Genomic DNA, 11,441 nt, shown 5'->3' with positions numbered 1-11,441 from the left:
ATGCGCGGAGCATTCTGATTTTCCTATCCTCCAATTCATGATTTTCGAGCTACCCAGCCTCCGGCCTGCGGCTGATACTTGCCGCATCAAAACAGCCCTCGAAAATGACTTTCACAGGATTGCCGGATGAATGATCACCCTGATCCGCTTGAAAACGCGGCCATGACATCCAGGACGGCCGGCGCTGCAATGCCACGCAGCGAAAGCGATCAGTCGTGTCGGGGCATTCTTCAGGAGCTCGACCGTCGCGGTCGGCTGCTGGTGATTTCGGAGGAAGTCGACCCGATCCACGACGTATCGGCCATTCTTTCCATCGTCGATGAAAAGGCGGCGGTGCGGCTCGACTGCATCAAAGGTCACGACATGCCGATCTTCGGCAACATCCTGTCGGATCTCGATCGTGTCGCCCTGGCGCTTGACGTTGCGAAAAGCGATATCCAGGAAAAGCTGCTGTCCTCGATCGCGTCTCCGGTGCCGCCGGTATTCGTGGACGATGCACCGGTACAGCAACAGCTCTTCCAGGACGACGTCCTGACCCGGCTTCCAGTCCCAACGTTCTTTTCCAAGGAGACCGGTCCCTACATTACCGCGGGTCTGATCGTCGCGCGTGACCCTGAAACGGGCTTGGGCAACGCGTCCTATGCCCGCATCAAGGTGCTTGGTCCGAACGAGGCGATGATCGGAATTGCACCGAACCATCATCTCGCCATCATGGCCCGCAAGGCGGGCGCCAAAGGCGAGCCGCTCCCCTTCGCCGTCGTCCTCGGCGCGCATCCAGCCATTCAGCTTGCCGCCTGCTTTTATCTGGGGCTCGGTGACGACGAAATGCACTGCGCCGGATCGCTGCTCGGAGAGCCGGTGCGCCTTGTCCGCTGCAAGTCGATCGATCTTGCCGTGCCTGCAGAGGCGGAGATCGTGCTCGAAGGTCATATTCATATCGACGAGCCGATCCTTGAAGGGTTGGTCTCGGAATATCACGGCATGTACGAGGACTACGGTTCCGGGGTGCGCGTCAGATTTGAATGCATGACTTGCCGCTCCGACGCGATGTTGCAGGTGATCGAGCCCGGTTACCATATGGAGCACCTCTATCTCGGCGCGGTGCCGATCGCTGCCAGCCTCAAGGCCGTCATCCGGCGGTCCGTTCTCAATGTCGGCGAGGTTGCCGTCACCGCGTCAGGCAGCGGACGGAACAATGTGGTCGTGCAGATCGATGCGCCCCGCCCGGGACAGGCACGCCGCATCATGTCGATCTGCTGGGGTGCGGTCAGCATCGTCAAGAACATCACGATCGTCGACAGCGATGTCGACCCGTGGGATCTCGATGCCGTCGAATTGGCGAAGATGACGCGCATGCGCGCGGAGCGCGACATTCTCATCGTCACGGACCTTCCGGCAGACCGGTCCGAGCCTCAGGAAGACGGCGGCGTGATCGCCAAGGTCGGTTACGACGCCACGATGAAGGCAGGCGATCGAAGTGAAGGGTTCGACAAGGCGCTTCCGCCGCCGGATTCTTACGAACGGATGCGCCAGCTGCTGTTGCGCGTCAAGCCGGAGATACTGATTTGAGACGATTGATCATCGGCATATCAGGGGCTTCCGGTGCAATCTACGGACTGCGTGCACTGGAGATGCTCCGGGATTTCGACGATGTCGAGACGCATCTCGTCATATCGCCCTCGGCGATCCGCACGGCACTGGCCGAAGGGACGGGAAAGACCGCGGACGAAATCCGTGGCCTCGCCGACCGGGTCTACAGCCACGGCGATATCGGCGCCTCGATCGCCTCCGGCTCCTTCCGGTGCGACGGCATGTTGGTTGCGCCATGCTCGATCAAGACGCTGAGCGGGATCGCGCATTGTTATGCTGACGATCTGATTGTGCGCGCCGCCGATGTCTGCCTGAAGGAACGCCGCCGGCTGGTGCTGATGGTGCGGGAAACGCCGTTGCATGCGGGCCATATCGCGCTGATGGACCAAGCAACACGCAACGGCGCCGTCATCATGCCGCCGGTGCCGAGCTTTTACACGTTGCCGAAATCAATCGCCGAAATGGTCGACCAGACCGTGGGGCGTGCGCTGGATCAATTCGGGCTTCATCATCCGACGGTCAGGCGCTGGACGGAGGATTATAGCGACTGAGCCATGAAGAGCAGCGCTGAAAGCTGCCGGGCCATCATGTCAACCGCATGCAAAACAACGACGCACAATCACTCCCCCAGGGGAACTCAAAAAAAGGAGATAGAGTGATGTTGTCAGACAATCGTTCCAGAAGGTTGCAGAGCCTGTTCATGCGCGGCGCCGCCGCCTTGCTGTTGTCGCTGACGACGGCCGCACCCGTGATGCTCGCCGCGTCTCACGCGAGTGCGCAGACGGAAAAACCCGTGAGCGGCGGCACGATGACCATCATCAACGGTTCGGACATCAAGAGCTGGGATCCGGCGATCACCGCCGGCACCTATCCCGGCGGTCCGATGGATGTGCTCGACGCCGTCTACGGCTTCATCGTCTACGTCAACGACAAGGGCGTCGTGACCGGCGGCATGGCCGAAAGCCTGACCAGCAGCGACGCCGTGACCTGGACCCTGAAGCTTCGCAAGGACATGAAGTTCACGGACGGCGCGCCCTATGACGCGGAAGCCGTCAAATACAATTGGGACCGCGCCGCCGATCCGGCCACGCTTTCGCCGGCGCAACCGTTCATCTCTTCCTGGAACAAGGCGATCGCCGTCGTCGATCCACAGACGCTGACGATCAAGCTGTCCTCCCCGAACGCCAATTTCGCAGCCCAGGTCGCCGAGCTGTGCCCCTTCATCGCCTCGCCGGCAGCATTGAAGGCCGCCAAGGAAAAGACCGACATCAAGCCGGTGGGCGCCGGCGCCTTTACGCTGACCGAGTGGAACCAGGGCATATCGATGACCATGGCCCGCAATCCCGGTTATTGGGATCAGCCGCGCCCCTATCTGGATACGATCAAGTTTGCGATCATTCCCGAAACCAACAGCCGCATCGCCACCGTCGTGCAGGGCGGCGCAACGATGATGGCCGGTTATCCCTATCAGTTCGGCTCGAACGCAACGGCGCCGGGGGTTGCGACCCGCGAGATCCCGATCCGCGGCATCAACCGCGCCTATCTCAACCAGGCCAAGGGTATCTTCACGGATGTTCGCGCCCGCGAGGCCTTCTATTCCGCCATCGACCGCGCGCGGCTGATGCAGGCCTTCACGCAGATGCCCGGATACAAGGCACCCAGCAATTACTTTGGAGAGAATTCGCCCTATTTCGACAGCGCTTCATCTCTTCCAGCCTATGATCCGAAGAAGGCGCAGGAACTGTTCGATGCTCTGAAGGCGGACGGCAAGCCATTCTCGATCAAGATCGTCACCTATACCAACTCGGACCTGAAGCGTCTTGCCGCCTACATCCAGCAGGTGCTGACCGGCTATGAAGGCGCCTCGGCCGAGATCGTCGAGGTCGACCAGGCCTCGCTGATCCAGCGGTGCAAGACGCAGCTCGACTTCGACATCTGCGTCGAAGGCGGGGTGCTGGTGTCGAACGGTGCCGAGCCGAACATTTCCAATCTGCTGAGTTCCGGCGGAGCTTTCAACTGGGGACAGTACAAGAGCGCCGAGATGGACGCTGCATTGAAGGAGGCCAGCTCCACCCTCGACCCTGCTGCTGTCAAAGCCGCCTATGTCAAGGTTCAGAAGCTCGTTGCAACCGAAATGCCGGTCTACATCTTCGGGGAACAGACGCGCTCGCTGCTGCTGCGCAACAATACCGGCGGCGTCGTTCCCTCGAATGGCGGCATCCTGCAAAAGCAGTTCCTCTACGTCTGCGCGGATGCCTGCCAGAAATAGCAGGTCCCGGATCAAGACGCGCAGGCTCGCCCGGAAGATCCGGGCGGGCGGCGAAGGCCGGGCGATGGGCTGGACGACCGTACACGCCAGAGACGTGAAGACGACAGAATGAGCCCTGCGACGCGGGGCGATCGGAAAAGGTGGATGACGATGATCGGCAATCGCGAGAAGGTGAAGTTTCGGGATCTGGTTTCCCGCAAGCAGGTGTTCACGCCCTGCGTCTGGGATTGCTACTCCGCCAAGGCGGCGGAAATGGCCGGCTTCGAGGCGATCCTGCTCAGCGGCGCCTCACTGGGATTCAGCATGTCCGGCGTGCCGGATCTCGGCCTGCACAATCAGGAGGAACTGGTCTACGCGACCGACCGCATCGCCGACTACTCGCCTTTGCCGCTGGTCATCGATGCCGATGACGGCTTCGGCGATGTCGTCCAAACCTTCCGCACCTGTTATCGTCTCGCCAAAGCCGGCGCCGGAGCGATCCTGATCGAGGATACGCCCAATGAACGCGGCTATGCGCGGTTCGGCCGCGCCATGGAGGCGGCGACGCTGGCCGGCAAGGTCGATGGCAACGTGCCGCATGAGGTCGTCTCGCAGGAGCTCTGGCTCGCCAAGATCAAGGCCTCGATCGAAGCCTGTCAAGGCAGCGATTGCGTGGTGATAGCGCGCACCGAATCCAAGCTCGAAAAGGGGCTGGACGACGCAATCGAACGCTGCGTGCGCGCCGCAGCACTCGGTGCTGAAATGACCTATGTGCACGGCCTACGCACGCTGGAGGAATGCCGGAAGGTGGCCAAGGAATTGCCCGGCTGGAAGATGTTCGGCGATGTCGCGACCGTCAACGGCGTGCCCTTCGTGCGGCTTGAGGAAATCGAGGCGCTCGGCTTCAACCTGGTGACCATGCACTATCTCGAGAAGGGATCGATGTATGGCATGATGGATTACGGTCGGCATGTCTTCAAGGACCGCAGCACACGCTATGCGGACGAGCATAGCATGGGCGGCATGACGCCTGCCGAGCAGAAAGCCTCGCTGGAGCGGGACAGCGGCTGGCTCGATGCCGAGGACAGATGGAAGGCGCTCTGATCCCGGAGACCGGCCGCTCTGCCGTCTCGTTTTGCGAAATCCGGATGCCGGTCCAGTCCGGCATCGGATGTTCCACCTAACAATCGGAGTCCGATCGTTGCGAATTGCCAAGCTCTCCTATCTGAAAGCGGTTGGCGTCCGGCTTCTGGCCGGCATTCCGGTCTTCCTGCTGGTGACGTTCTCGGCGACGGCTCTGTCGAGCCTGATGCCGGGGTCGGCGGCGCAGCTGATCCTTGGAGAGAACGCGACGCAGGCGCAGATCGATGCGCTGAACAGCCGTTACGGTTACGATCTGCCGGTCTGGGAACGTTATCTCGGCTGGCTCGGGCGGCTTCTTCAGGGAGATCTCGGGCAAACCATGTTCAGCCAGCAGTCCGTGGCAAAACTCCTGGTCGACCGGGCGGCGGTGACGTTCGAGATTGCGCTGCTTGCGATGTTCGTCTCGCTCCTGATCGGCGTGCCGCTCGCCATGTATACGGCCAGCCGGTCGGGCGGCATCGTCGATACGGTGCTGCGTGCGGTCTCCTCGGTCATGCTGTCGATCCCGACTTTCGTCATCGTGGTTCTGCTCGGCTTCGTCTTCGCAATCGTGCTGCGCTGGCTGCCGGCGACCGGCTGGGTCACCTTCAGCGACGATCCGATCGGCAATCTCTATTACGTCGCCTTGCCGGTCATGTGCCTCAGCGTGCACCAGGCAGCCTATTTCTACAGGGTGAGCCGCAGCGAATTCGTCGCGATCCTCCAGGAGGACTATGTCCTCGTTGCCAGAGCCAAGGGCCTGCCGACGCGTTACATCCTGATGCGCCACGTGCTCCGCCCGGCCTCTCCCCAGGTGCTGACGGTGATGGGCCTGTCCATGACCTATCTGCTCGGCGGTTCCTTCATCGTCGAGAGCTATTTCGCGGTGCCCGGCATCGGCTGGACCGTTCTCAATGCGGTCAGCAGCCACGACCTGCCCGTCATGCAGGCCATTCTGTCGCTGACAGTGGTGATCTTCGTCGTGATCTTCATCCTGGTCGATCTCGGTTACGCGCTTATCGATCCGCGGGTGGACGTGTCATGAGCCGCCTCCAGCCGACACAAACGGACCTCGTGCCCGGCGAAGCGGCCGCATTGGCGGAGACGTTGAATGCCGCGATGCCGAAGACCGCGCGGTTCCGTATGCCGAGCGGCCATCCGATGGAATGGTTCGCCTTCGGGTTCCTGGCGGTCCTGATCATCTCCTCGGTTTTCGTGGAGTTCATTCCAGGCCTCGTTCGGGCAAGCTTTCCCTATGGCGATTTCTCGCAAGGTCCGGAATGGAGCCTGAACGGCCTGTTCGGAACCGATGCGCTCGGGCGCAGCATCCTGTCCCGTGTGCTCTACGGCGCGCGAACGACGCTCGCCATCGTCTCGGTCGCGACTCTGATCTCGCTGGTGATCGGCATGACCCTCGGAATGCTGGCCGGCTTCTATCGCGGTCCGGTCGAGCGGATCGTCGATCTCTATGCCAATTCCATGGCGTCGCTTCCGCCGATCCTCGTCATCCTGGCGCTGATATCGGTGACCGGAAATTCAGTTTTCACGATGATGCTGGCGCTTGGCCTACTCGACATCGGAACCTATGCACGCATCGCCAAAGGCGGCGTGATTGCCCAGAACGATCGTGATTACGTGTTGGCAGCACGCGCCATGGGCGCGTCGGACATGCGGCTTCTGCTACGCGAGATCCTGCCCAATCTCGTTCCGGCGTTGACGGCCATCGTTCCGCCGCTGATGGCGGGGCTGATCATCACGGAGGGGTCGCTGAGCTTTCTCGGTTACGGCATTCCGGCGCCGGCGCCAAGCTGGGGCGGGATGATCGCCAGCTCGACCGACCTGCTCAGCCGCTTTCCACTGCTGATCTTCGGACCGATCGTCGCCATCGTTCTAACAGTTTACTCGCTCAACACGGTCGGGGATTGTCTGGCCCGTCGCATGAACCATCGCGGCAGGGAACTCTGATATGAATGAGGCGGCAAACACCACCCCGGTCCTCGATTGTCACGAGCTCTCCTGTCATTTCAGGTCGCCGTTCGGGCCGATCCGAGTGCTGCATGACGTGAGCTTCAGCATCCCGCCGCGCACGACGCTCGGCATCGTCGGAGAATCCGGCGCGGGCAAATCCATGCTGGTCAAGACGATCATGAGCATTGCGCCGGAGGGCATGAAAACCAGCGGTCGCATCCTCGCCGACGGGACCGATCTTTCGACGCTTAACGAGACGAAACGCCGCGCCTTTCTCGGCCGCAAGTTCGGGATGGTTTTCCAGAACCCGATGACATCCCTCAACCCCTTCGTGCGGGTGGGGCGGCAGATCGAAGAGGCGAGCCGCTTCCATCTGCGGCTTGGAAAAGCGCAGGCTAAGGCACTTGCGATCGAACTGCTGGCAAGCGTCGGCATTCCCGATGCCGCGGAATGTTACGGGCATTATCCGCATCAGTTTTCGGGCGGCATGAAGCAGAGGATCATGATCGCCACGGCACTTGCCTGCCAGCCGGATCTGCTGATCGCCGACGAGGCGACGACCGCGCTGGATGTGACGGTTCAGAAGGAAATTCTCGATCTGCTGCAGGTTATCCAGCAGCAGCGGCAGATGTCGATGATCCTGGTGACGCACAATCTGGGCGTCGTCGCAGGCCGCACCGACGACATCCTCGTGCTCTATGGCGGGCATGTCGTGGAATACGGTCCGACGGACACCGTCTTTTCCCATCCGCGCCATCGCTATACCGAGGCTCTGCTTTCGGCGATGCCGCGCATGGACCAGCCGGCTCATACGAAACTGCGCACGATCCCGGGCCGTCCGCCCGATCTTGCCAACCCCGCGCCGGGATGCCCGTTCGCACCGCGCTGTCCCGCCGCCGAGGCCCGCTGCCATGTCTCGATGCCGCCGATGACGACCAGTGCGGACGGCAAGCACCGCTTCGCCTGCTATGTGCCTGTTCAAACCGGCGATGCAGCCGACACTGCGGTCGAAAGGAGGGCATTGTCATGAATGACGAGGCTTCCGGCCAGGCCGTCGATACAAGTGCCGCAACGCATGCCTTCGCTGCTTTCCTGCGCGACGACGCGCTTTTGAAGGTACGCGATCTCTCGGTCAGATACCGGCGCGGCGGCAAGATCTTTGTTGCGGTCGACGGCGTCTCCTTCGACGTGGCTCCTGGGGAAACGCTCGGTCTCGTCGGAGAGTCGGGCAGCGGCAAGACGACCATCGGCCGTGCCCTCCTGAAGCTTCTGCCGAAGGCGGACACGCGTATCGACGGCCACGTCGAATATGACGGCCTGAATCTTGCCGACCTGTCTGCTTCCGATCTTCGCGCCATCCGCAGCAAGCTGCAGATGATCTTCCAGGACCCGATTTCTTCCTTCAATCCGCGCCGCAAGGTGCAGGATATCGTCGGAGAAGGCCTCGAGATCCAGGGCATCCGCAAAGCGGAAAGACTGGAAAGGGTCGATCGTGCGCTCAACGATGTCGGCATGAGCCGGACGATGGTGGAGGGCCGCAGGCCGCATCAGTTTTCCGGCGGCCAGTGCCAACGCATTGCGATCGCGCGGGCGCTCGCCGTTGGGCCGGAGCTGATCGTCTGCGACGAGCCGGTTGCATCTCTTGATGTGTCGGTGCAGGCGCATGTGATCAATCTTCTGCAGGATATCCGCCAGAAGCGTAACCTGGCGCTGATCTTCATTTCCCACGATCTCGCCGTCGTGCGCAATGTCAGCGACAGGGTCGCCGTCCTCTACATGGGCAGGATCGTCGAGATCGGAACCGGCGATGCCATCTATCAGCGTCCGGCGCATCCCTATACCCGCATGCTGCTGGAAGCAGTCCCGGTTCCCGATGCCAGCCGGAAAATCGTGCCTAGCGCAACGCCGACGCAGGCCTTGTCGCGGAGCGCGCCGCCATCAGGTTGCCGGTTCCGCCTGCGTTGCCCACGCGCTCAGGCGGTCTGTGCAGCGCAGGAACCGAAGCTTGCGGCGATGCCCTACGGCCAATTCGCGGCCTGTCATTTCCCTCACGACGAGCCGGCGCCCGGAATGAAGACGGCGGAACAAGCGTGATGGAAAAAGCCCCTGATGCATTCGAAGAAAAAGGGCTGGCAAGCGGCAACGCGTGCTCGGAACAGGATACCGGAGCTGCGAGGCGCGCTGCTTTCTGTGCCAATGTGTTCGATGTCATGGTCCGGCTCTACGGCGAGCCCGGCATCGCGTCCTGGTGCCTCGAAGCCCAGAACAGTCATGCGGTGGACGTGCCGTCCCTGCTGTTCTTCGCTCTTGCGGATAGTGACGGACACGGCGCGGATGACGGCGAGATGCAGCAGCTTCTGGAACGTGCCGGCGAATGGCGCTCGCTTTTCGTCCTGCCGTTGCGGCATCTTCGGCTAACCCTGCGTCAAGGCCGCAGGAAGGTGGCAGAGATTGAATTTTACGAAAAGATCAAGGCAGCGGAGCTGGAGGCGGAACGGTTGCAGGTCCGGCGTCTGGCCGACGACTTTCTCCCGCTCGAAGGGCCGGGCGGGCTGGCGGCCCGTTATCTCGAAACGATTTCCATGCCGGAACCCGAAGCAGAGACGCTGGTCGGGCGGCTTCGAGCCGCCGCCAAAGCCATCTGCCACGGCTTCCCCATCATGCGCACTGAGGATCTGAAGACATCATGAGCGATTTCGACGCCGTCATGACAGCAACCATCGTCAGAAAAGAAGGTGTCGCGGAAAACTACGTCGCCGTCACTGATGGCATTGCCGCTGCGATCGAGACAGGCTGCGCTCCCGGCGCGCGTGTTCGATTTCGGCAGTTACTTTCTCACACTTATCGAGCTTCAAGGACATCGAGATGAACGCCATAATTCTAGACGGTGACAGCCTGACGATCAAAGATACCGTTCGCATCGCGCGCCAGGGTGCCAAGGTAGCGCTCGCCGATGCGGCGCGCGCCGAAATCATCAAGGTGAGAAACTATATCGAGGAAAACTGGCTGACCGAAAACGCGCCGCCAACCTACGGTTTCAACACCGGCGTCGGCAAGCTCAAGGATTATGCCATCAACCAGGCCGATAATGACCGCTTCCAGCGCAATATCGTGCTCTCTCATTGCTCCGGCATCGGAGAGCCGGCGTCGGAAGAAATCGTCCGCGCCATGATGGCCGTCCGCATCAACGCCTTCTGCCTCGGGGTTTCCGGCCTGCGGATCGAGGTGGTCGATCGTCTCGTTGAGATGCTGAACCGCGGCGTTCACCCTGTGGTGCCGATCCAGGGATCGGTCGGCGCGTCTGGCGATCTGGCGCCGCTCGCCCACATGGTTTCGGTGCTGATCGGCTATGAGGAGGCGGAAGCCTATTACCAGGGCGAACGCATGCCAGCGCCGCAGGCTCTGGAAAAGGCCGGCATCTCCCCGATTGCTTTCGATCTCAAGGCGAAGGACTGCCTTGCCCTCATCAATGGCAACAGCCTCTGCGCGGCCATGGCGGTTCTCAACCTCCACGACGCCGAGATGCTGATGAAGACCGCCGATGCGGCCGGCGCGCTCAGTCTGGAGGCGATCCGCGGCGAGCAGGCGGCATTCGATCCCCGCATTCATCTCGTGCGCAAGCAGCCCGGGCAGATCGCGACTGCGGAAAATATTCGTCGCATTATCGAGGGCAGCCGTCGCACGACCGAGGCAGCACGTGCGGTACGCCTCGAGGACGATATCCTACATCCGAAACACACCGCCCGGATCCAGGATCAGTATTCCTTCCGTTGCCTGCCGCAGGTGCATGGAAGCTGCCGCGACCAGTTGGAGCACGCCAAGGAGTTGATCACGCGCGAGCTCAACGCCGCGACCGATAATCCGCTCGTCTTCTGGAACGAACTCGGCGCGCTGGAATTCCTGTCCGGCGGCAATTTTCATTGCGAACCCATCGCTTTTGCCATGGACATCCTGACGATCGCTTTGGTGGAAATCGGCAATATTTCCGAGCGACGCCTGTTCTCGCTCTGCGACACGACGTTGAACTACGGCCTGCCGCCGAACCTTGCCGGCAAGCCGATTGGCCTGAATTACGGCTATGGCATCATCTCGACGGCTGCGGCGTCCGTCGCATCGGAAAACAAGACGCTGGCTTTCCCCGCCGTTGCCGATACCATCCCGACCAAGAGCAGCCAGGAAGACCATGTTTCGATGGCGACATGGGCATGCCGCAAGACGCGTCAGGTGGTCGACAACATGCCGAAGATCCTTGGTGTCGAATGCCTGCTTGCGGCCCGCGCCATCTTCCTGACCGAAGAGGCGCTCGGCGGCTACAAGCTCGGAGCCGGCAGCCAGGCGCTCTATGACGCGCTTCGCGACGCGATCCCGTTCCAGCAGGAGGACAGCTACATGCCCAAGCAGACCACACCGGCTCTCGAGATCGTGCGGTCCGGCGCATTTCTCGAGGCCATCGAGAACAAGATCGGCGCGCTGAAATAGGCGGGCCGGCTGATTTGGGCTGCGGCCGCATCAT

The 11,441-nt window shown here is 61.7% G+C and carries 11 protein-coding genes; all 11 read left to right on the top strand.

Annotation, left to right across the window (positions count from 1 at the left end):
* Positions 1–126: 126 nt before the first annotated feature.
* The gene (locus tag HX899_RS14965; RefSeq protein ID WP_180194828.1) at positions 127–1,569 is read left to right on the top strand and encodes a UbiD family decarboxylase; all 1,443 of its coding nucleotides are present in this window, start codon (positions 127–129) and stop codon (positions 1,567–1,569) included.
* Positions 1,566–2,141, top strand: a complete 576-nt coding sequence (locus tag HX899_RS14960; protein WP_180194829.1) for a UbiX family flavin prenyltransferase — start codon at positions 1,566–1,568, stop codon at positions 2,139–2,141. The genes HX899_RS14965 and HX899_RS14960 overlap by 4 nt, the downstream gene beginning before the upstream one ends.
* A gap of 107 nt (positions 2,142–2,248) precedes the next feature.
* Entirely contained in the window at positions 2,249–3,859 is a 1,611-nt protein-coding gene (locus tag HX899_RS14955) for an ABC transporter substrate-binding protein (protein WP_138389487.1), read from the top strand.
* A gap of 144 nt (positions 3,860–4,003) precedes the next feature.
* Positions 4,004–4,942 carry an oxaloacetate decarboxylase gene (locus HX899_RS14950; RefSeq protein ID WP_017989680.1) on the top strand — a complete coding sequence of 313 codons (939 nt, stop codon included), beginning with the start codon at positions 4,004–4,006 and terminating at the stop codon, positions 4,940–4,942.
* A gap of 67 nt (positions 4,943–5,009) precedes the next feature.
* Positions 5,010–6,005 (top strand): ABC transporter permease, encoded by a 996-nt coding sequence (locus HX899_RS14945; RefSeq protein WP_138331788.1) that lies wholly within the window; start codon positions 5,010–5,012, stop codon positions 6,003–6,005.
* Positions 6,002–6,925, top strand: a complete 924-nt coding sequence (locus HX899_RS14940) for an ABC transporter permease (RefSeq protein ID WP_138331789.1) — start codon at positions 6,002–6,004, stop codon at positions 6,923–6,925. Before HX899_RS14945 ends, HX899_RS14940 begins: the two co-directional genes overlap by 4 nt.
* 1 nt (position 6,926) lies before the next feature.
* A complete protein-coding gene (locus HX899_RS14935) occupies positions 6,927–7,958 on the top strand; it encodes an ABC transporter ATP-binding protein (protein WP_181292747.1) in 1,032 nt (343 codons plus the stop codon).
* Positions 7,955–9,022 carry an ABC transporter ATP-binding protein gene (locus HX899_RS14930; RefSeq protein WP_180194833.1) on the top strand — a complete coding sequence of 356 codons (1,068 nt, stop codon included), beginning with the start codon at positions 7,955–7,957 and terminating at the stop codon, positions 9,020–9,022. The genes HX899_RS14935 and HX899_RS14930 overlap by 4 nt, the downstream gene beginning before the upstream one ends.
* Positions 9,022–9,618 carry a TIGR02444 family protein gene (locus tag HX899_RS14925; protein WP_181292746.1) on the top strand — a complete coding sequence of 199 codons (597 nt, stop codon included), beginning with the start codon at positions 9,022–9,024 and terminating at the stop codon, positions 9,616–9,618. Before HX899_RS14930 ends, HX899_RS14925 begins: the two co-directional genes overlap by 1 nt.
* A complete protein-coding gene (locus tag HX899_RS14920; RefSeq protein ID WP_181292745.1) occupies positions 9,615–9,797 on the top strand; it encodes a hypothetical protein in 183 nt (60 codons plus the stop codon). The genes HX899_RS14925 and HX899_RS14920 overlap by 4 nt, the downstream gene beginning before the upstream one ends.
* On the top strand, positions 9,794–11,407 hold the full coding sequence (gene hutH / locus HX899_RS14915) for a histidine ammonia-lyase (RefSeq protein ID WP_138331793.1): 1,614 nt from the start codon (positions 9,794–9,796) through the stop codon (positions 11,405–11,407). Before HX899_RS14920 ends, hutH begins: the two co-directional genes overlap by 4 nt.
* Positions 11,408–11,441: the final 34 nt, after the last annotated feature.

Origin of the sequence: Rhizobium sp. WYCCWR 11146, assembly GCF_013591995.1 — a bacterium.
GTDB classification, from domain to species: domain Bacteria; phylum Pseudomonadota; class Alphaproteobacteria; order Rhizobiales; family Rhizobiaceae; genus Rhizobium; species Rhizobium indicum.
The sequence above is the reverse complement of the archived record's forward strand: the minus strand, read 5'-3'. Positions and strand labels throughout refer to the sequence as shown.